Source organism: Bradyrhizobium sp. CCBAU 25360 (genome assembly GCF_028128695.1).
Taxonomy (GTDB): domain Bacteria; phylum Pseudomonadota; class Alphaproteobacteria; order Rhizobiales; family Xanthobacteraceae; genus Bradyrhizobium; species Bradyrhizobium ottawaense.
Genome location: NZ_LBJA01000032.1, coordinates 124,383 through 146,225, shown reverse-complemented (window position 1 = coordinate 146,225; position 21,843 = coordinate 124,383). Strand labels below are relative to the sequence as shown.

The following is a 21,843-nucleotide window of genomic DNA, read 5'->3' as shown; positions in this document are numbered from 1 at the left end:
CGTGACAGCGCCCAAATTTCCGCTAAGGTGACCTCCGTCCGCAGCGGCCAGAGAGCCGCGCGAGGAGGATCCCAATGGAAGATAAAGGTCGCGAATCCGACCATCTGATGCTGATCACGCCGGAGCGGGTATTCTATGCCGGCCTGCTCGGCCGCCCTCGCAAGCGGACCCCCGGCTGCTGCCATATCTACGTCGCGGTGAAAGGCAGCCTGCATCTGACGATCGACGACGTCCACACGTCGGACGAGTTGATCGTGACCCTGCCGAACCAGCGCCACACCATCGCCAGCGACTATCGCACCGTGATCAGCGTGACGCTGGAGCCGGAAAGCATGCCGGATGGCGTGATCGAGGCTTTGGCCGAGCGGCTGCGAGGGCCGGACAAGGCTCTCTATGCCCGCAAGATCCTCGCCGCTTACGCGTTGCTGCGCCAGCGCCGCTATGGCGACATCACCACCGCCGAATTCGACGAGATGTGCTTTGGCGAGGCGCTCGCCCGCCGCGTGCTCGATCCGCGCGTGACCCGGGCGGTCGCCCGCATCGAGCGTTTCTCGGGCGAGCCGGTGACGGCCGATACCTGCGCGGCGGAGGCGGGGCTCTCGGCCTCGCGCTTCCTGCATCTGTTCAAGGAGGAGACCGGCATCTCCTTCCGCTCCTTCCGCGCCTGGAAGCGCGCGCGGCATTTGCTGCACTTCGCCAACCAGGACCTCAACCTCGCCCATCTCGCGCAGGACATCGGCTATCCCGACTCGACGCATTTCAGCCATTCAATCCGCCGCTTCTACGGATTGAAGCCGCGCGCGATCTTCGTCGGCTCGCGCGACCTTGCGATCTATCGCAGCACGGAGACGGTGCGGCTCGCGGAGGCGAGTTAGGCTCGCTCTCGTAGGGTGGGCAAAGGCGCTCTTGCGCTCACCTCTCGGCAAAGATGGTGGGCACGCTTCGCTTTGCCCACCCTGCGAATTCGTCGTGTTTTCCAGCTTCTCCGCGCAAGAAGCCGCATGCCGCCCATCCCATGATCGCCAACGTTGAATTCTCAACGTGCGAGACATCCAAGGCATGAGCGACAAGGCCGTCATCACCTGCGCGCTGAACGGCGTGCTCACCGACCCGAAGCAGCACAATGTCCCCGTGACGCCCGAGCAGATGGCGCGCGAAGCCAGGGCTGCGTTCGATGCCGGCGCGTCCGTCATGCACATCCACCTGCGCCAGCAGGCGCCGGGCAAGGGACATCTGCCGTCCTGGGAGGTGAGCGTCAGCAGGGAGATCCAGCAGGCGATCCGCGAAGCCTGTCCCGGCGTGATCATCAATCACACCTCGGGCGTGTCAGGACCGAACTACTCCGGCGCGCTCGACTGCATCCGCGAGACCAAGCCGGAGATCGCCGCCTGCAATGCCGGCTCGCTGAATTATCTGAAGGTCAAGGCCGACAACACCTGGGCCTGGCCACCGATGATGTTCGACAACGCGGTTGAGAAGGTGAAGGACTATCTCGACGTCATGAATGCGGTCGGCACCATCCCCGAGTTCGAATGCTTCGACGTCGGCATCGTCCGCTGCGTCGGCATGTACACCCAGGTCGGCATGTACAAGGGACCGCTCGAATATAATTTTGTGATGGGCGTCGCTTCGGGAATGCCTTCGGACCCGGAACTGCTGCCGATCCTGATCAAGCTGAAGCGTCCCGAGGCGCATTTTCAGGTCACCGCGATCGGCCGCGAGGAAATCTGGCCGCTGCACCAGCGCTGCGCCGAGCTCGGCGGCCATCTGCGCACCGGTCTCGAGGACACCTTCTATCTCGCCGACGGCAAGAAGGTGACGTCGAACGGCCAGTTGATCGAAGCCGTCGCTGCCTGCGCCCGCCGTGCCGGCCGCGAGATCGCGAGCCCCGCCGAGGCGCGGAAGATCTTTGGGACGAACAGGTAAGCCACACTCCGTCATTCCGGGATGGCCGAAGGCCATGCCCGGAATCCATAGCCACGATCGGGAGTATGGATTCCGGGCTCGCGCTCCGCGCGCCCCGGAATGACGGGCAGGAGCACTAATGTCTAGCATCGAAAACACCATTTCCCCCGGCAGCGCCGCCTACCACGCCAACCGCGACGGCATGCTCGGCCTCATCGACCGCATGCGCGCGCTGGAAGAGCGCACCCGCGCGGCGTCGGCCGCAGCCAAGGATCGCTTTCACAAGCGCGGGCAGTTGTTGCCGCGCGAGCGCGTCGCGCTGGTGCTCGATCCCGGTGCGCCTTTCATCGAGCTGTCGACGCTCGCCGGCTACATGTTCGATGTACCGGACGCGACCAAGAGCGTGCCCGGCGGCGGCGTCATCGGCGGCATCGGCTTCGTCTCGGGCATCCGCTGCATGGTGAGCGCCAGCGATTCCGGCATCGATGCCGGCGCGCTGCAGCCTTACGGCCTCGACAAGACGCTGCGGGTGCAGGAGCTCGCGCTGGAGAACAAGCTGCCCTATGTGCAACTCGTCGAAAGCGCCGGCGCCAACCTCTTGCGCTACCGCGTCGAGGATTTTGTCCGCGGCGGCAACATCTTTCGCAATCTCGCGCGACTCTCCGCGGCAGGACTGCCCGTCGTCACCGTCACGCACGGCTCATCCACCGCTGGCGGCGCCTATCAGACCGGCCTGTCCGACTACATCGTCATGGTGCGCGGCCGTACCCGCGCCTTCCTCGCCGGGCCGCCGCTGCTGAAGGCCGCGACCGGTGAGATCGCGACCGAGGAAGAGCTCGGCGGTGCCGAGATGCACACGCAGGTCTCCGGTCTCGGCGACTATCTCGCCGAAGACGATCGCGACGCGTTGCGTATCGCGCGCGAGATCATGGCGGCGCTGCAATGGGAACGCCCGGGCAGGACCGCGTCGGAATTCAAGCCGCCGCGCTACGACCAGGACGAGCTGCTCGGCATCATGCCGATGGACCATAAGCGCTCCGTCGACATGAAGCAGGTGATCGCACGCATCGTCGACGATTCCGATTTCACAGAGATGGCGCCGAATTACGGTCCGGCCACCGTCTGCGGCCACGCCCGCATCGAAGGACAGGCGATCGGCATCATCACCAACAACGGGCCGCTCGATCCCGCCGGCGCCAACAAGGCGACGCATTTCATTCAGGCGTGCTGCCAGACCCGCACGCCGATCCTCTATCTCAACAATACCACCGGCTACATGGTCGGCAAAGCCTACGAAGAAGCCGGCATGATCAAGCACGGCTCGAAGATGATCCAGGCAGTGACCTCGGCGACGGTGCCGCAGATCACCATCTATTGCGGCGCCTCGTTCGGCGCCGGCAATTACGGCATGTGCGGCCGCGGCTTCCATCCGCGTTTCTGCTTCTCCTGGCCCAACGCCAAGACCGCCGTGATGGGCGGCGAGCAGGCGGCCGAGACAATGGCTATCGTGACGGAAGCGGCCGCCGCGAGGCGCGGAAAGCCGGTCGAAAAGGAAAAACTCGACGCGATGAAGGCGCAAATCATCGGTGTGTTCGACGGCCAGATGGACGTGTTCTCCACCAGCGCCCGCGTGCTCGACGACGGCGTGATTGACCCGCGCGACACCCGCGCGGTCCTCTCCGAAGTGCTCGCGATCTGCCGCGAGGGTGACGCACGGACGCCTCAGCGCATGCAGTTTTCGGTGGCCCGCCCATGAGGAACGGATCAGTGCAGCACCGGCTGTTCTTCAGGGTCCTGGTCGCCAATCGTGGCGAGATCGCACTGCGCGTGATGCGCAGCGCGCGACAGCTGGGCCTCGGCGTCGTCGCGGTCTATTCGGACGCGGATCGCGGCGCCCTCCACGTGCAACAGGCCGACCAGGCCGTGCGCATCGGCGAAGCCTTGCCGGCGCAATCCTATCTCAACATCCCCGCGATCATCGCCGCGGCGAAAGCGAGCGGCGCAGATGCCGTTCATCCCGGCTACGGCTTCCTCGCCGAGAACGAGGATTTTGCCCAAGCCTGCAAGGATGCGGGTCTCGTCTTCATCGGTCCCTCGCCGCAGGCGATCGAGGCGATGGGTAACAAGGCCGGCGCCAAGGAGATCATGGAGAAGGCCGGCGTGCCCGTCGTGCCCGGCTATCAGGGCGCCGACCAGGGTGACGAGGTCATGCTCGCGGAGGCCAAAAAGATCGGCTTCCCCGTGATGATCAAGGCGGTCGCCGGCGGCGGCGGTCGTGGCATGCGGCTCGTCATCGACGCGGCCTCGTTCCCTGATGCCCTGCGCAGCGCGCGATCGGAGGCGAAAGCGGCGTTCGGCGATCCCACCGTCATCCTCGAGCGCGCGATCCAGAACCCGCGCCACATCGAAATCCAGGTGTTCGGCGACAGCCACGGCAACGCCATCCATCTCGGCGAGCGCGACTGTTCGGTGCAGCGGCGGCACCAGAAGCTGATCGAGGAGGCGCCGTCGCCCGCGGTCACACCGGAGTTGCGTGCGAAAATGGGCGAGGTCGCGGTCGCCGCGGTAAAGGCGTTGCGTTACGAGGGCGCCGGCACGCTGGAGTTCCTGCTCGATGCCAGCGGCGAGTTCTACTTCATGGAGATGAATACACGCCTCCAGGTCGAGCATCCCGTGACCGAGGCGATCACCGGGCTCGATCTCGTCGAGTTGCAGCTGCGCGTCGCGCGTGGCGAGCAATTGCCGGTGAAGCAGCAGGACATCCGCTTCACAGGCCATGCCATCGAGGTGCGGCTCTGCTCGGAGGATGCCGGGCACGACTTCATGCCGCAGTCGGGCCGCATGGCGCGCTGGCAGGTGCCTGATGGCATCCGCGTCGAGCACGCGCTGCAATCGGGTTCGGAGATCCCGCCGTTCTACGATTCCATGATCGCCAAGGTGATCAGCCATGGCGCCACGCGCGAGGAGGCGAGGGCGCGGCTGGTCGTCGGCCTTGAGCAGCTCACGGCTTTCGGCGTGACGACTAATCAGGCGTTCCTGATGTCCTGCCTGCGTCATCCCGGCTTTGCCAAGGGTGAGGCGACGACAGCCTTCATCGGCGCGCATCGCGACGAACTGCTGGCACCGCGCGCGAACGCGGCATTCGACATGGCGCTGGCGAGCCTGCTGCTCTACGTCACCAACCCGCGCACACCGTCATGGCAGGGCGGGCGGAGCCTCGCCGCCACCTTTCCGTTGCCAGCGAAAATCGAGATCGCCGGTCAGACATACGAACTCGAAGTCACGCGCGAGCGCGATGGTAGTTACACTGTCGCCGCCGACGGCCGGCAAGACAAGTTCGAGATCGACCAACTCGATTCCGACGCCGTCCGCTTCCGCCACGATGGCGTGATGGACAGCGCAAAGTTCTTGCGCGACGGCGACCGGCTCTACCTCCAGCACCGCGGCATCCCTCTCGCGGTCACCGATCTCACCCTCGCCGCGCCGAAGGCCGCCGCAGCCAACGGCGGCGACGGCAAGGTGCGCGCCGCCATGAACGGACGCGTCGTCGCCGTGCTGGTCAAGCCGGGTGACCGTGTCAAAGCCGGCCAACCGGTGCTGACGCTGGAAGCGATGAAGATGGAGCACGTCCACAAGGCCGGCGTCGACGGCGTGGTGGCGGCGATCGACGTCGCCGAAGGCGAGCAGGTGACGACGGGCAGGATCGTGGCCGAGATCGGGGCAGGGTAGCGCAGCGAACGCGATATCGCAGGTGGTCAAAGGCGCGAAGCGCCGTGCCCACCATCGATGTTCAAAAATGGTGGAGGGCATGGTCGGTGCGCTCCGCTTTGCCCACCCTGGCACTGGGGTAAAATTCCCTATTATTTCAGTTGCTTAATTGCGTATTGGCGCAAGGGGAGAAATTCAATTTGAACGTCTTTCATTCTCTGGCTACATATGTTGAACATTGTTCAATTTTGGAGCCGGCATGTTGCGCCCAAATGATCCCGCCCAAGCGACCAATCCGACGCTCCCGTCGGTATCCCGCCGCTTCTCGTTCGCCGCCCCACAACTCCGCGAGAGATACCTGATTGGGGCCCTCAGCGTTCTGACGCTGTCGGCACTCCTCGCTCCAGCGCTGCCCGCCGCCGCTTGGCACGTCCCGCACTTCGTCGACAGTCGCACCTGGCTCGGTGTGCCCAACGCCGGCGATGTGCTGAGCAATCTCGCCTTTCTCGCGATGGGCGTCTGGGGTTCGGAGCGGCTGCGCGCCCGCCATGATGCGCCCGTGGGTGCAAGTTGGCTTTTCGTCGGCCTGGTCCTCACTTGCCTCGGCTCCGGCTTCTATCATCTCGACCCCGACGCGCCGCAACGGCTCATCGCCGATCGCCTCGGCATGGCCGTCGCGTTCGCAGGATTCCTGGGGATCGCAGCCAGCGAGCGCGTGAGCGTGCGTGCCGGCGAGGCGGTGCTGGTGCTCATGATGATTGCGGGTCTGCTGGCTGCCTGGGTGGCACGCGACAATCTCACGCCATGGATTGTCGTGCAGTTCGGCGGTATGGCGCTCGCCGCGAGTCTGGCGCTGACGCGGCCGCGGCCTGGCGCGCTCGGCGTGCCGCTCGGTGGCGTGATCTTCTTTTATGTGCTGGCGAAGCTTTTCGAATTCGGTGACGCGCTCATTTTCGAAGCCACAGGGCACATCGTCTCGGGCCACACGCTCAAGCATGTCGCTGCCGCCTTGGCGGCCTGGCCGGTGATCAGGTCGTTGGCGCCAACTGGCTCCGCCCCGTGCCCTCATTGAGCAGACACGCGACCTGATGCCCGTCGCCCGCGTCCAGCAGCGCCGGTCGCTCGGTCTTGCAACGCTCCATCGCATATCGGCAGCGGGTGTGAAACGCGCATCCGGGCGGCGGATTGACCGGGCTCGGCACATCCCCGTCGACCAGCGGCGCGAGCTTCTTCGCCAGCGGGTTGGCAACCGGCACGGAGGCGAGCAGCGCCTGCGTGTAGGGATGCCTGGGATTGCGAAACAGCTCGTCTTTGGCTGCGATCTCGACGATGCGGCCGAGATACATCACGGCGACGCGATGGCTGATATGAGCGACCACGGCGAGATCGTGGGCGATGAAGAGATAGGAGAAGCCGTGCTGGCGCTGCAGGTCGATCAGCAGATTGATCACCTGCGCCTGGATCGACACGTCGAGCGCGGACACCGGCTCGTCGCAGACGATCAGGCGCGGCTCGAGTGCGAGCGCGCGCGCGATGCAGATGCGCTGGCGCTGGCCGCCGGAGAATTGATGCGGAAAGTTGCGCATCTGGTCGGCTCGCAAGCCGACCTGCTCGAACAGCGTTGCGACCCGCGCATCCAGCGCCTTGCCGCTGGCGAGCCCGTGCACCGCCAGCGGCTCGCCGACGATGTCGCCGGCGGTCATGCGCGGATTGAGCGAGGCGAACGGGTCCTGGAAGACGATCTGCATCGAACGCCGGTGCGGGCGCAGTGCCGCCTTGGACAGATGGGTGATATCCTCGCCGTCGAGCCGGATCTGGCCCGAGGTCGGCTCGACCAGCCGCAACACGCTACGCGCCACCGTCGACTTGCCGCAACCGGATTCGCCGACGAGCCCGAGCGTTTCGCCGGCATGAACCGAGAACGAGACGCCGTCGACCGAGTGTACGGTGCCGACTTGCCTGCGCAATACGCCGGCGCGCACCGGGTAATGCTTCTTGAGGTTGGTGACTTCGAGCAGAACTTCGCTCATGCCACCTCCGCAACTTCAGCCGCACGCCAGCAAGCGGCGAGATGTCCGCCGCCCCAATCCACCAGCGGCGGATATTCTGCCTCGCAGCGCTTGATTGCGAGCTTGCAGCGCGGTGCGAAGGCGCAGCCCTTCGGCAGCCGCACCAGCGACGGCACGGTGCCGGGAATTTCGTTCAGCCGCGCCTGTGCCGGGACGCCGGCCGCCGGAACGGCCGGGATCGAAGCCATCAGCCCGCGCGTATAGGGATGCTTTGGCGCGGCGAACAGTGCCTCGACACTAGCCTCCTCGACCTTGCGGCCCGCATACATCACGATCACGCGCTGCGCTGTCTGCGCGACCACGCCGAGATCATGCGTGATCAGCACGAGCCCGGTGCCGAACTCCTTCTGCAGGTCGAGGATAAGCGCCAGGATCTGCGCCTGGATGGTGACGTCGAGCGCGGTGGTCGGCTCGTCCGCGATCAGCAGCGCGGGGCGGCACGCCAGCGCCATCGCGATCATCGCGCGCTGGCGCATGCCGCCGGAGAGTTGATGCGGATATTCCTTCGCGCGTCGCGCCGGTTCGGGAATGCGCACCAGGCGCAGCATCTCGACGGCGATATTCCGGGCCTCCTGGGCCGGGATGTTCCGGTGCAGCCGCACCGCCTCGACGATCTGGTCGCCAATCCGCATCACCGGATTGAGCGAGGTCATCGGCTCCTGGAAGATCATGGAGATGCGGTTGCCCCTGACGGCACGCATCTCCGCCTCATCCAGCGCCAGCAGGTCGGTGCCTTCGAGCGAAATCGAGCCGCCGACGATGCGGCCGGGCGGATCGGGCACCAGCCGCATCAGCGACAGCGCCGTTACGCTCTTGCCGCAGCCGGATTCGCCGACGATCGCCAGCGTCTCGCCGCGCTTCACGGTAAAGGAGAGGTCGTCGACGGCTTTGAACAAACCGGAATTGGTGAAGAACACCGTTTTCAGGTTCTTCACTTCGAGCACAAGGTTGGATTTGTCCGTCATCAGCCGCGCTGCCTCGGATCCAGGATGTCGCGCAGGGCGTCGCCGAACAGGTTGGCGCCGAACACGGCGAGGCTGATCGCAATGCCCGGGAAGATCACCAGCCACGGCGCGGTGCGGACATATTCGGCGGCGGACTCGGAGAGCATGCGGCCCCAAGACGGATAAGGCTCGGGAATGCCCAGGCCGAGGAAGGAGAGGGAAGCTTCCGTCAGGATGGTCGAGCCGAGCTGCGCGGTCGCGAGCACGATCAGCGGCGCCAGCGTGTTCGGCAGTACGTGGCGGAGCGCGATGCGCACTTCGCTCATGCCGATCGACTTGGCGGCTTCGATAAAGGGGAGTTCGCGCAGCGCCAGCGTGTTGGCGCGGATAACGCGCGCGACCGTCGGGATCAGCGGAATGGCAATCGCAATGATCACGTTCGGCAGCGACGGGCCGAGTGCCGCCGTCATCACCAGCGCCAGCACCAGCAGCGGCAGCGCCTGGAGGACGTCGGAGACGCGCTGGAACACGAGATCGACCCAGCCGGAGAGATAGCCGGAGGTCAGGCCGACGATGACGCCGATCGTGCCGCCGAGCGCGGTCGAGCCGATCCCGACCGCAAGCGAGATCCGCGCGCCGTGGATGATGCGGCTGAACACGTCGCGGCCAAAAGAGTCCGTTCCCATCCAGTGCGCCAGGCTCGGGCGGGCCAGAGCGCGGGCCGAATCGATCGACAGGGGATCATAGCGCGCGATGAAATCGGCGAAGATGGCGGTGAACACGAACACGGTCATGATGACGAGGCCAGCGGCGCCCAGCACATGCCGCTGTGCCAGATACAGCACGCGGCGCCAGCCGCCGGTCGCGTAGGCGCCGGCCCGCCTCAGTTCAACGTCATAGTCGATCGCGGCCATGTGAACTCTATCTTCCCCCTCTCCCCGCCTGCGGGGAGAGGGTAGGGGTGAGGGGGGCTCTCCGCGGGGGAGGTGGGAGTTGGACTCGCGGAGACTCCCCCTCACCCGGATTGCTGCGCAATCCGACCTCTCCCCGCAGGCGGGGAGAGGTGAAGGAGAGCGCACATACTGTGTGAGAGAAGGTCATGCGGCTAATCCGTGTACCTGATGCGCGGATCGAACACGGCGTAGAGCATGTCGACGATGAAATTCGCGCTCACCACCACGACGGCGATCAGCATCACGAGGTTCTGCACGATCGGATAGTCGCGCCAGCGGATCGCCTCGACCAGGAAGCGGGCGACGCCGGGGATGTTGAACACCGTCTCGGTGACGATCAGGCCGCCGATCAGGAACGCCGCCTCGATGCCGATCACGGTGATGACGGGCAGGATCGCGTTCTTCAGCGCGTGCTGATAGTTCACGGCGGCATCGGAGGCGCCCTTGGCGCGCGCGGTGCGGATGTAGTCCTGCCGCAGCACCTCCAGCATCGAGGACCGCGTGATGCGCATGGTCAGCGCCGCGCTGCGGAAGCCGACGGCGGCGGCGGGCACGGCATAGGTTGCGAACGCCTCGAGCCAGGTCTGCGGATTCGGATTGAAGATCGGCATCTGGCCGAACATCGCCACCGACGCCGTGAGGATGAGCAGGCCGAGCCAGAACGAGGGCAGCGACAAGCCGCTCAAGCTGACGACGCGCAAGGCGTAATCCAGCCGCGTGCCTTGCTTCACCGCGCTGATGACGCCGAGCGGAATGCCAATCGAGACCGAGAACAACAGCGCAAGGCCGGCGAGCCGCGCCGTGATCGGGATCCGCGGCAGGATCTCCTGGAGCGCCGGCTTCTCGGAGACGTAGGAGTAACCAAAGTCGCCGCGCAGAAAACCGCTGATCCAGTGCCAATACTGCACGATCAGCGGCTGGTCGATGCCGAGCTCCTTCTCCAGGTTGGCCTTGTCGGCGGGATCGACATAGCCGGCCGCGGCGAACAGGATGTCGACGATGTTGCCGGGCACGATGCGCAGCAGGAGGAAGATGACGATCGAGATCCCGAACAGGGTCACGAGCATCAGGAACAGGCGTCGCACCAGATAGGCAAACATCCTTCGCCCTCCGCGAGCCGCTACTCTTCAGCCTGCCGCGCTACTTGTCGAGCCACGCGTCCTCGTAGCGAAAGCCGTTATAGGAGCTGTTCGACATGATCGTGATGCCCTTGACGTAGGGCTGCCAGCAGGTGCCGGCCCGTGCATGGAAGATGATCGGACGGGCGACATCCTCCTGCAGCTTCTTGTCGATATCCCAGACCAGCGGCTTGCGCTTGCTGGTGTCGGTCTCCTGCGATTGCACGTCGAACAGCTTCTCGATCTCCTTGTTGCAGTAATTGGTGTAGTTCCGCTCCGAGCCGCAGGAATAGTTTTCGTAGAAGGACTGGTCGGGATCGTCGACGGAATTGCCGGTCAGATTGAGGCCGAGCATGTAGTCCTTGCGCGCGACTTTCGGGAACCAGTTCGCGGTTTCGACGACGTCGAGCTCGCCGTCGATATAGATGCTCTTGAGCTGGTCGATCAGGATCACGGCGGGGTCGCGATATTCCGCGAGATTGCGCGTCGAGACCTTCACCGCGAGGTGCTTGTCGGGACCGTAGCCCGCCTTCTGCATCAGTTTCTTCGCTTCCTCGCGGTTCGCGTTCACGTCCCGGCCATAGCCCGGAATGGTCTCGAGCTTGTCCTTGGGCATGCCCCAGACGCCTTGAGGCAGTGGCAGCATGGTGCCGCCGATGTCGGCCTGGCCTTCGAACAGGATATCGACGAACGCCTTGCGGTCGAGTGCCATCGCCATCGCGCGGCGAATATCGATGTTGTCGAACGGCGCGGAGGTCGAATTGACGATGATGTTGGTCGAAACGTTGGTCGGCTCGACGACGCAAGTCGCGTTCGGCGCCTGCGACTTGATGTCCTTCAGGAGCGGGATCGTGATGTGCGTCGGGAAGGTCATGTCGAACTTTCCGGCGACGAAAGCGAGGATCGCGGTCGATCGGTTCGTGATGATCGTGTACTCGATGCCGTCGAGATAGGGCAGGCCCTTCTTCCAATAGTCCGGATTTCGCGTCAGCTTGATCGATTCATTGGCCTTGAACTCGACGAACTTGAACGGTCCGGTACCGACCGGATGAGTGCGCATGTCCGCGGGCGAGACGTGGCAGGGATAGATCGGCGTATAGCCTGACGCCAGCATCGCCAGCAGCGACGGTTGCGGCCGCTTCAGGTCGAAGGAGACCTCGAAATCGCCACTCGTCGTGATCTCGTTGACTTCATTGTACCAGGCCTTGCGCGGATTTTGCCGAAGCTTCTGCTGCGATTTGCCCATCAGGAGATCGAAGGTGCATTTGACGTCGGCCGATGTGAACGGCTTGCCGTCATGCCATTTGACACCCTGGCGCAGCTTGAACGTCAGCTTCTTGTTGTCGTTGCCCCAGGACCAGCTTTCGGCCAGCTCGGGCCGGAGGGTATCAGGGCTGTTCTGCGCGATGTGCTGGTCGTAAATGACGAGATTATTGAAGACGCCCATGAACGGCACGTTGACCGAATAGGTCGCGCCCTCGAGGATCGATGCGTTGGCCGGGCTGTCGCGGTGATACATTCGCAGGACGCCGCCCTGCTTGGGCTCGCCGGCGAGCGTGGTGGTTGAGGCCGTCAGCACAGATAGCGCCGCCATTGCGGCGAGCGCCCACACGCTCCGCATGCTCATCCTCCCTGGACATCAGTCTTTTTGGCCTTTGCGGCCTGTTTGTCGCGACGATAGCACGCGAGTTGAGGGAGGCAACCGGTAAGGCCGCATGCCGCCTCGACAATTCGGATGACGGAAGGCCGCAGGTTTTCATGCTCACGATGTGAGAGTGCAGGTGCGAAGAGATGGTTCCTGCGGTGATGTTGCGCGATGCAGAATCAACAAACTCACTGTCGTCCCCGACAAGCGAAGCGCAGCTCCGGGACCCATAGCCACAGGGAGACGTTTGGCGAAGACTCGGGGTGACCTGCTCGCGCTACGACTATTCCCTGTGGTTATCGATCCCGGGTTCGCGACTTCGTCGCGCCCCGGGACGACACCATTTGTTTGGACGCGTCTCGCGCATATCGCCCGCGAGTGGAGCGACGCCCTCACACGATCCTCGACGCCTTGTTTCCCCAATACCGGTCCCGCAGCAGGCGCTTGTACAACTTCCCCGTCGGCAGCCGCGGCAATTCCTTCTCGAAATCGACCGAGCGCGGCACCTTCTGCCGCGACAGCGATTTTGCGCAGAATGCGATCAGCTCTTCGGCGAACGCCTCGCCCGGCACGACATCAGGCATCGGCTGGACCACCGCCTTCACCTCTTCGCCGAGATCGGGATTGGGCACGCCGAACACCGCGGCATCGGCGACCTTCGGATGGGTGATGAGCAAATTCTCGCATTCCTGCGGGTAGATGTTCACGCCACCGGAGATGATCATGAAGGTGGCGCGATCGGTGAGGTAGAGAAATCGGTCGGCATCGACATAGCCGACATCGCCGACCGTGCTCATGCTGCCGTCGGCCGAGCGCGCCTCCCTGGTCTTCTCCGGATCGTTGAAATATTCGAACGGCGAGGCGGTCTTGAACCAGACCTGGCCGGGGGTGCCGGTCGGACATTCCCGCATGTTCTCGTCGAGGATGTGGAGATCGCCGAGCAGCACCTTGCCGACGGTGCCGCGGTGGCTAAGCCATTCCTCGCTGTTGCAGGCGGTAAAGCCGAGGCCCTCCGTCGCGCCGTAATATTCGTGAATGATCGGCCCCCACCATTTGATGATGTCGTCCTTGACCAGCGCCGGGCAGGGCGCGGCGGCGTGGATCGCGATCTCCAGCGAGGACAGGTCGTAGCGGCCGCGCACCTCCGCCGGCAACTTCAGCATGCGCGAGAACATGGTCGGCACCAGCTGGGTGTGGGTGATGCCCCACCGCTGGACGAGTTCGAGGTAACGCTCGGGATCGAAACTCTCCATGATGATCACGGTGCCGCCCATGCGGATCGTGAGGTTCACGGCCGCCTGCGGCGCCGAGTGATAGAGCGGGGCAGGCGAGAGGTAGACCATGCCCTCGCGGTAGTGCCAGAGCTTGGTGAGGAAATCGAACAGCGGCAGATTATGCTTCGGCGGCTCCTCCGGCAGCGGCCGCAGAATGCCTTTCGGCCGTCCCGTCGTGCCGGACGAATAGAGCATGGCGGTGCCGAGCCACTCATCCGCGATCGATGTTGCCGACATATCCGCGGTGACGTCCGCAAGTCCGACGATGCGCTCGCTCTCGCCGGGGCCGTCGGCGACGATGCAGAGCTTGATGTCGGGGCAGGCCTTGATCGCCTCGCGGGCGATGTCGAGCTTCGCCACCGAGGTGATCAGGATCTTGGACTGGCTGTTGACCAGCAGATAGGCGAGCTCGCCCGGCGTCAGGAACGAGTTGATGCAGGTGTAGTACAGCCCGGAGCGTTCGCCGGCGCCGCAGGCCTCCAGATAGCGCGAATTGTTCTCCATGAAGATCGAGTAGTGGTCGAGCCGCTTCAAGCCGTGCTTGCGGAACAGGTGGGCCAGCCGGTTGCTGCGCGCATCGAGCTCGCGATAGGTGACGGCCTCGCCTGTGGCCGCCATGATGAAGGCGGGCTGCAGCGGGCGTAGGCGGGCATGCTGACCTGGGTACATCTATCCTCCGGCTTTGATTTATGCGGCGAGAAGCAGGATTTCGCGCACCTGCGCCGGGCCTTCGATCTTGCGCGGGTTACGCGGGATCCAGTTGGTGCGCATCGCCTGCTCGGCGATGGCGTCGAAATGCTGCGGCGACACCTGCACCTCGGTGAGGCTGCGCGGCATGCCCAGCGAGCGGATGAAGGCATCGAGCACGTCGGCAGCGTCGTGGCCGGGAAAGCCCATGGCGGCCGCGACGATCATCTGCCGCTCGGCATTGGCGCTCGCATTCCAGCGCATCACTGCCGGCAGCATGACGCAGGACGTGTAGCCGTGCGGCACGTCGAAGGCCGCGCCCAGCACGTAGCCGATGCCGTGGCTCGCGCCCATGGGAACGCCGGCCGCGAGCGCGCCCATCGACAGCCAGGTGCCGATCTGCGCGTCCATCCGCGCGTCGAGATCGGCGGGGTCGGCTTTCACCCGCGGCAGCGCGTCGGCGAGCATGGCGAGGCCCTTCACAGCTTGCGCGTCGGCATAGGGATGCGTCTCGCGCGAGCAGATCGCCTCGACGCAATGGTCGATGGCGCGGATGCCGGTCGACAGGAACAGCCATTCCGGGGTGTGCACGGTGATCGCGGGATCGAGGATGGTCGCGCGCGGCACGGCGAGCGGATGCCGCAGCATCTGCTTCACATGCGCAGCTCGGTCGGTGACGCCCGCGATCGCGCTGAATTCGCCGCCGGCGATCGTGGTGGGCACGCTAACTTGGCGCACGGTTGGCGCCGTCATCTCCGGTGCGACGCCCTTGTGCACGCGGATCCGCTCGATGCCGTCGATATCGTCGATGCCGTTGGCGAGGCAAAGCTGCACCGCCTTGGCGCCGTCGGTGATCGAGCCGCCGCCCACCGTGACGATCAGATCGGCGCCGGCCCCGCGCGCCGCGTTGGTTGCCGCGATCACCGCCTCGCGCGGCGTGTGCGCCGGCATGGCATCGAACAGGCCGGCGCAGCGGGGGCCCAAAGCCTGCTTGATCTTCTCGATTTCGTCGGTCTGCCGGTTCAGCGTGCCCGAAACCATCAGGAAGGCGCGGCGCGTTCCCAGCCGGTCCATCTGCGCGACGATGGCCTCAGTTGCAGGATGGCCGAACACGACCTCCTCGATCGCGCCGAAAACGACACGTCCCTGGTGCACGCCTGCCCTCCCGGACAATTCGTCTTGTTTTTGTGAGGGCAATCTAGCCGAGCGGATGGCGTTCGTCATGTGCGAAGGCGCTGGCGCTCTTTCCCTTTCCCCGCGTGCGGGAAAGGGAAGGACGTTTCCATTCAAGAGCCCGGCGAACAAAGTCCAATCGCAAACCTGCCGGCTATTCAGCGCGTGCCGGGCGGGTTGCCACCCCCTGTCAACCCGCCATCCGGTCAGGGCGCGCTTGGAGCCCTGCACGCGCTTTGGTCTTGAAGTGTTCATCAACTCCACCCATCTTGGGACGCCCGCGGGTAAATGCCTACCCTGCCTTTTCCGCGGCTTTTGGCATGAGGACGATGCGAGGACCTGGGATGGCTGGACCGGATGGAAGCGAGCGACTTGTCAAAAAGCACGAATTCGTCCAGCCGCGGCATTACGCACTCGCGGGCCTCCTCGTCGCTTCGTTCGCGCTCACCGGTTGCGGGCAGCCCACCTCGCAAGCGTCTGCGCCGCCGCCGGCGCCCGTGACGGTCGCCCAGCCGGTCAAGCGCACCGTTACCGATTGGGACGAGTTCACCGGCCGCTTCGAAGCGGTCGAGGAGGTGCAGGTGCGCCCGCGCGTCGGCGGCTTCGTCAACTCGGTCGAATTCCAGGACGGCGCCATCGTGCATCAGGGCGATCTGCTTTACGTGATCGACCCGCGTCCGTTCGAGGCGGTGGCCACGCAGGCGGAAGGGCAGCTGTCGGATGCACGGGCCAAGGTGGAACTTGCCAAGCGCGAGCTCGACCGCGGCCTCAGCCTGGTGCAGACCAGCGCGGTCTCCGAGCAGGTCGTCGATCAGCGCCGTCAGGCCCTGCAAGCTGCGCATGCCGCGGAGGTGCAGGCTGAAGGCGCGCTCAAAGCGGCCAGACTGAACATCGAATTCACGCATGTGACGGCACCGTTGACCGGCCGCGTCAGCCGCCATCTCGTCAGCCCCGGCAATCTCGTGCAGGGCAGCGACAATGGCTCTTCGACCCTCCTGACCTCCATCGTCACGCTCGACCCGATCTACGTCTATTTCGACATGGATGAGGCGACCTTCATCAAATACAGCAAGCTGTGGTTCGAAGGGCGGCGTCCGAGCTCGCGCGACACGGCCAATCCGGTGCAGGTGACGCTCGCCGGCGAAACCAAGCCGTCCCATGAAGGCACCATCAACTTCCTCGATAACCGGCTCGACGTTTCGACCGGCACGCTGCGCAGCCGCGCCGTGGTCAAGAATACCGATCTGTCGATCCTGCCCGGCCAATTCGGTCGCGTCCGGCTGATCGGCAGCGCGCCCTATGAGGCCCTGCTGATTCCGGACGTCGCTGTTGCGACCGACCAGTCCCGCAAGATCGTGTTCGTGGTGAAGCCCGACGACACCGTCGAGGCGCGTCCCGTGGTGCTCGGACCGCTGGACGACGGCCTGCGCGTGATCCGCGAAGGATTGAAGGCCGAGGATCGCGTCATCGTCAACGGCATCCAGCGTGCCCGTGTCGGTGCCAAGGTTGCCCCGCAGACTGCGCCAGCGCCGGCCGGTGGCAAGTCATGAATCTCGGTCGTCTCTCCATCAACCAGCCCATCCTCGCGATGGTGCTGTCGATCGTGCTCCTGATCGTCGGTGCGCTCGCCTACACCACGCTGCCGGTGTCCGAATATCCGCAAGTGGTGCCGCCGACCGTCGTCGTCACCACGCAATATCCCGGCGCCTCCGCGCAGACCGTGTCCGACACGGTCGCAGCTCCGATCGAGCAGGAGATCAACGGCGTCGAGGACATGCTGTATCTCTATAGCCAGGCGACCTCGAACGGCCAGCTCACCATCACCGTCACCTTCAAGCTGGGCACCGATCTCGACAAGGCCCAGGTGCTGGTGCAGAACCGCGTCGCGATCGCGCAGCCGCGCCTGCCCGAGGAGGTCCAGCGCAACGGCGTCACCACCCGCAAGAACTCGCCCGACATCCTGATGGTCGTGTTCATGCTGTCGCCGGACGACACCTTCGACCAGCTCTACATCTCCAATTACGCGCTGCTCCAGGTCCGCGACCAACTGCTGCGTCTCGACGGCGTTGGCGACATCCAGATCTTCGGTGCCCGCGACTATTCGATGCGGCTGTGGCTCGATCCTGACCGGATTGCCAATCTCGGCCTGACCTCGGCGGAGGTGCTGGCCGCGATCCGCGCGCAGAACGTGCAGATCGCCGGCGGCCAGATCGCCGAGCCGCCGATCGCCGACCGCGCCTTCCAGCCGAACCTCACCTTCACGGGCCGCCTGAAGGACCAGAAGCAGTTCGAGGACATCCTGATCAAGGCCGGCTCGGACGGCCGCGTGGTGCGGCTGCGTGACGTCGCCCGCATCGAGCTCGGGGCGCTCGCCTACAGCACCAACAGCTTCCTGCTGCGCAAATCCGCGGTCGCCATGCTGGTGACGCAGCGGCCGGGATCGAACGCTCTCGCTACCGCGAAGAACATTACCGACACCATGACGAGGCTGAAGGAGAGCTTCCCGAAAGGCCTCGACTACAATATCGGCTACAACCCGACCGAATTCATCGCTCAGTCCGTCCACGAGCTGATCAAGACCATCTATGAGGCCATGCTGCTCGTCGTCATCGTCGTGCTGGTGTTCCTGCAGGGCTGGCGTCCCGCGATCATTCCGATCATCGCGATCCCGGTGTCGCTGGTCGGTACCTTCGCGGTGATGGCGGCGCTGGGCTTCTCGATCAACAACCTCACACTGTTCGGCCTCGTCCTCGCGGTCGGCATCGTGGTCGATGATGCTATCGTGGTGGTCGAGAACGTCGAGCGGCATCTCGAGCATGGCATGAGCCGGCGCGATGCCGCGCTCAAGACGATGGAGGAGGTCGGCGGCGCGCTGGTCTCGATCGCGCTGGTGCTCTGCGCGGTGTTCGTGCCGACCGCCTTTCTGGGCGGTATTTCCGGGCAGTTCTTCCAGCAATTCGCCGTCACCATTGCGGTTGCGACCGCGATCTCCTGCTTCTGCTCGCTGACGCTGTCGCCGGCGCTGGCCTCGCAGATCCTGGTGCCGCACGAGGAGAAGCAGCCGCCGGCAAGCTGGAATGTCATCGCGCGCGGCTGGAATGCCTTCACCGGCGTATTCAATCGCGTGTTCGACCGTCTGGCGCACGGCTATGCCGGCCTCGCCAATTTCGTGATCCGGCACTCGGTGGTGATGATCCTGATCTATGTCGTGCTGATCGGAAGCGCCGGCTGGTTGATCGCGACCACGCCGCAAGGCTTCATCCCGGCGCAGGACCGCGGCTACGTCATCGTATCCGTGCAATTGCCGGGCGCGGCTTCGCTGGCGCGCACCACCGAGGTCGTGCGCGAGATCGAGCGGATCTCGCTGGACACGCCGGGCATCGTTCGTGTCGCCGCCTTTGCCGGCTTCTCCGGTGCCACCCGCACACAGGCGGGCAATGCCGCCGCGCTGTTCCCGGTGTTCGACGAACCAGAGGCGCGGATCAAGAAAGGATTGACGGCCAACGCCATCACGGTCGAGCTGCGCAAGCGCCTGTCCGCGATCCAGGGCGCCTTCATCATCGTGATCCCGCCGCCGGCCGTGCCTGGCATCGGCACCGGCGGCGGCTTCACCATCCGCATCCAGGACCGTCAGGGCCGCGGGCCTGAGTTGCTCGCTGCGGCCACCGACGAGCTTGTCGCCGCGGCGCGCAAATCGCCCTCGCTGCTCGGCCCCACGGTGTTCTCGCCGTTCTCGGCCAACACGCCGCAGCTCTTCGTCGACATCGACCGCACCAAGGCGCAGAAGCTCGGCGTTCCCATCTCCAATATCAACGACACGATCCAGAGCTATTTCGGATCGACCTATGTCAACGACTTCAACCTGTTCGGTCGCACCTATCACGTCACCGCGCAGGCCGACTTCCCGTTCCGGAAAGAGCCCAGCGACCTCGCACGCCTGCGCACACGCAACGCCTCCGGCGACATGGTGATGCTCGGCAGCGTGGTCGAGTTCAGGGATGTCTCGGGTCCCGACCGCGTCGCGCGCTACAATCTCTATGCCGCGTCCGAGCTCCAGGGCGAGCCGGCGCCGGGCACCAGCTCGACCACCGCGCTCAACACCATCAAGAAGCTGGCGGACGACACCTTGCCGAGCGGCTTCACCTTCGAATGGACCGATCTGTCCTATCAGCAGATCACCGGCGGCAATGCCGGCCTCTACGTGTTCCCGATCTGCGTGCTGTTCGTCTACCTCGTGCTCGCTGCGCAATATGGCAGCTGGACCTTGCCGTTCGCGGTGATCCTGATCGTGCCGATGTGCCTGCTCGCCGCCACCATCGGCGTGCGCATCATGGGCCAGGACGTCAACATCCTCACCCAGATCGGCTTCGTCGTGCTGGTGGGGCTGGCGGCCAAGAACGCGATCCTGATCGTCGAGTTCGCGCGCGACATCGAGAACGAGGGCAAGCCGCGGCTGGAGGCGGTGATCGACGCCTGCCGCTTGCGCCTGCGGCCGATCCTGATGACCTCCTTCGCCTTCATCCTCGGCGTGCTGCCATTGGTGATATCGAGCGGCTCCGGCTCGGAGATGCGGCAGGCCGTCGGCGTCGCCGTGTTCTTCGGCATGATCGGCGTCACCCTGTTCGGCCTGTTGTTCACGCCGATCTTCTACGTGGTGGTGCGGAACCTGGCCGAGGGGCGGAATGAGGGGAAGAAGCCGGAGGTGGTGGCCTCCTAGTTGTCGGTGGTGGCCACTTGCGTCCCCTCACTCACGGTGTCGTCCCCGCGAAAGCGGGGACCCATAGCCACAGGGAGCAGCTTGGCGAAGGCTCGGAGTTACCAGGTTCGCCCCAAACCTCTTCCTGTGGCTATGGATCCCGGATCTTCGCTTCGCTCGTCCGGGACGACAGCTCATTTTGTCGCGCCACCCTCGATGCCAATTGGCACACGCCCATACTAACGACCAACTTGAAATGGATGGGCAGGCGCGGGGTTCTTCCCTAGTATCCGCGCGATTTCAAAACAGAAAACTGCTGGGAGATAACAGATGAAATCAGCACTTTTGGCCGCCGTCGCAACCTCTGCTCTGGTGCTGGCGGCGCCGGCCTCCGCGCAAGGCGTCAAGATCGGCATCCTCAACGACCAGTCCGGCGTCTATGCCGATTACGGCGGCAAATGGTCGGTCGAGGCGGCCAGGATGGCGATCGAGGATTTTGGCGGCGAGGTGCTGGGTCAGAAGGTCGAGCTCGTCACCGCCGACCACCAGAACAAGGCCGACCTCGCGACCTCGATCGCGCGGCGCTGGTACGACGTCGAGAACGTCGACATGATCACGGAGCTGACGACCTCCTCGGTCGCGCTCGCGATCCACGAGCTGTCCAAGGAAAAGAAGAAGATCGACATCGTCGTCGGCGCCGCCACCTCGCGGCTGACAGGCGATGCCTGCCAGCCCTACGGCTTCCACTGGGCCTACGACACCCGCGCGCTCGGCGTCGGCACCGGTGGTGCGCTGACCAAGGCCGGCGGCGACACCTGGTTCTTCCTCACCGCGGACTACGCCTTCGGCTACGCGCTGGAGAAGGACACCAGCGAGATCGTCACCGCCAATGGCGGCAAGGTGGTCGGCTCGGTGCGCGTGCCGCTCAACTCCTCGGACTTCTCCTCGTTCCTGCTGCAGGCGCAGAGCTCGAAGGCGAAGATCGTCGGCCTTGCCAATGCCGGCCTCGACACCACCAATTCGATCAAGCAGGCGTCCGAGTTCGGCATCGTCGCCAGCGGCCAGAAGCTCGCCGGCCTGCTGATGACGCTCGCCGAAGTAAATGGCCTCGGCCTCCAGGCTGCACAGGGCCTGGTGCTGACCGAAGGCTATTACTGGGACGTCAACGACAAGTCCCGCAATCTCGGCGAACGCTTCCTCAAGCGCACCGGCCGGATGCCGAACATGATCCAGGCCGGCACCTATTCGGCGACGCTGAGCTACCTGAAGGCGGTCAAGGCGGCAGGCACCAAGGATCCGGATGCGGTTGCCAGGAAGCTGAAGGAGCTGCCGGTCGACGACGACTTCGCGCAAGGCGGCAAGGTGCTCGAGAACGGCCGCATGATCCACGACATGTATCTGTTCGAGGTCAAGAAGCCGTCGGAATCGAAGAAGCCCTGGGACTATTACAAGCTGCTCGCCACCGTCCCCGGCGACAAGGCCTTCTTCACCGCCAAGGACAGCGGCTGCCCGCTGACGAAGTAGGGGCGAGGATCGCGCCAATAACTCAGTGTCGTCCCGGACAAGCGCAGCCCTTGGCAACGCGTAGCGTTGTCGAGGGCGAAGCGCAGATCCGGGACCCATAACCACAGGACTGTGTGGTTACGGGGACTCGGAGTGATCAGCTCGCGC

Annotated in this window: 15 protein-coding genes; 8 read left to right on the top strand and 7 right to left on the bottom strand. The window is 64.8% G+C overall.

Going from position 1 to position 21,843, the window contains the following annotated elements:
- The first annotated feature begins 74 nt into the window (after positions 1-74).
- From XH81_RS09655 to XH81_RS09635, 5 genes are all read left to right on the top strand, one after another.
- Positions 75-875: a helix-turn-helix domain-containing protein gene (locus XH81_RS09655; RefSeq protein WP_028139680.1), complete on the top strand. Its 801-nt coding sequence runs from the start codon at positions 75-77 to the stop codon at positions 873-875.
- Between the two features lie 184 nt (positions 876-1,059).
- The gene (locus XH81_RS09650; protein WP_028139681.1) at positions 1,060-1,926 is read left to right on the top strand and encodes a 3-keto-5-aminohexanoate cleavage protein; all 867 of its coding nucleotides are present in this window, start codon (positions 1,060-1,062) and stop codon (positions 1,924-1,926) included.
- A 118-nt stretch (positions 1,927-2,044) separates the two neighbouring features.
- On the top strand, positions 2,045-3,661 hold the full coding sequence (locus XH81_RS09645; RefSeq protein ID WP_028139682.1) for an acyl-CoA carboxylase subunit beta: 1,617 nt from the start codon (positions 2,045-2,047) through the stop codon (positions 3,659-3,661).
- Positions 3,658-5,634 carry an acetyl-CoA carboxylase biotin carboxylase subunit gene (locus XH81_RS09640; protein ID WP_028139683.1) on the top strand — a complete coding sequence of 659 codons (1,977 nt, stop codon included), beginning with the start codon at positions 3,658-3,660 and terminating at the stop codon, positions 5,632-5,634. Before XH81_RS09645 ends, XH81_RS09640 begins: the two co-directional genes overlap by 4 nt.
- A gap of 238 nt (positions 5,635-5,872) precedes the next feature.
- Positions 5,873-6,685: a hypothetical protein gene (locus XH81_RS09635; protein WP_028139684.1), complete on the top strand. Its 813-nt coding sequence runs from the start codon at positions 5,873-5,875 to the stop codon at positions 6,683-6,685.
- Here the strand turns inward: XH81_RS09635 and XH81_RS09630 are convergent.
- The 7 genes from XH81_RS09630 to XH81_RS09600 all read right to left on the bottom strand — a co-directional run bounded on the left by XH81_RS09630 (position 6,642) and on the right by XH81_RS09600 (position 15,458).
- On the bottom strand, positions 6,642-7,643 hold the full coding sequence (locus tag XH81_RS09630) for an ABC transporter ATP-binding protein (RefSeq protein WP_028139685.1): 1,002 nt from the start codon (positions 7,641-7,643) through the stop codon (positions 6,642-6,644). The genes XH81_RS09635 and XH81_RS09630 overlap by 44 nt on opposite strands.
- Positions 7,640-8,647 (bottom strand): ABC transporter ATP-binding protein, encoded by a 1,008-nt coding sequence (locus XH81_RS09625; RefSeq protein ID WP_271596114.1) that lies wholly within the window; start codon positions 8,645-8,647, stop codon positions 7,640-7,642. The genes XH81_RS09630 and XH81_RS09625 overlap by 4 nt, the downstream gene beginning before the upstream one ends.
- Entirely contained in the window at positions 8,647-9,540 is an 894-nt protein-coding gene (locus XH81_RS09620; protein ID WP_028139687.1) for an ABC transporter permease, read from the bottom strand. The genes XH81_RS09625 and XH81_RS09620 overlap by 1 nt, the downstream gene beginning before the upstream one ends.
- Before the next feature lie 191 nt (positions 9,541-9,731).
- On the bottom strand, positions 9,732-10,679 hold the full coding sequence (locus tag XH81_RS09615) for an ABC transporter permease (RefSeq protein ID WP_028139688.1): 948 nt from the start codon (positions 10,677-10,679) through the stop codon (positions 9,732-9,734).
- Between the two features lie 40 nt (positions 10,680-10,719).
- Positions 10,720-12,318, bottom strand: a complete 1,599-nt coding sequence (locus XH81_RS09610) for an ABC transporter substrate-binding protein (RefSeq protein ID WP_028139689.1) — start codon at positions 12,316-12,318, stop codon at positions 10,720-10,722.
- 416 nt (positions 12,319-12,734) lie between these two features.
- Entirely contained in the window at positions 12,735-14,285 is a 1,551-nt protein-coding gene (locus XH81_RS09605) for an AMP-binding protein (protein ID WP_028139690.1), read from the bottom strand.
- Between the two features lie 18 nt (positions 14,286-14,303).
- Positions 14,304-15,458, bottom strand: coding sequence for an iron-containing alcohol dehydrogenase (locus tag XH81_RS09600; RefSeq protein ID WP_028139691.1), 1,155 nt, complete (start codon positions 15,456-15,458; stop codon positions 14,304-14,306).
- A 362-nt stretch (positions 15,459-15,820) separates the two neighbouring features.
- Here XH81_RS09600 and XH81_RS09595 point away from each other — a divergent pair, with 362 nt between their 5' ends.
- The 3 genes from XH81_RS09595 (at position 15,821) to XH81_RS09585 (ending at position 21,696) form a co-directional block, all read left to right on the top strand.
- On the top strand, positions 15,821-17,026 hold the full coding sequence (locus XH81_RS09595; protein WP_028139692.1) for an efflux RND transporter periplasmic adaptor subunit: 1,206 nt from the start codon (positions 15,821-15,823) through the stop codon (positions 17,024-17,026).
- The gene (locus XH81_RS09590; protein ID WP_028139693.1) at positions 17,023-20,193 is read left to right on the top strand and encodes an efflux RND transporter permease subunit; all 3,171 of its coding nucleotides are present in this window, start codon (positions 17,023-17,025) and stop codon (positions 20,191-20,193) included. The genes XH81_RS09595 and XH81_RS09590 overlap by 4 nt, the downstream gene beginning before the upstream one ends.
- Positions 20,194-20,502: 309 nt before the next feature.
- Positions 20,503-21,696 carry an ABC transporter substrate-binding protein gene (locus tag XH81_RS09585; protein WP_028139694.1) on the top strand — a complete coding sequence of 398 codons (1,194 nt, stop codon included), beginning with the start codon at positions 20,503-20,505 and terminating at the stop codon, positions 21,694-21,696.
- Positions 21,697-21,843: the final 147 nt, after the last annotated feature.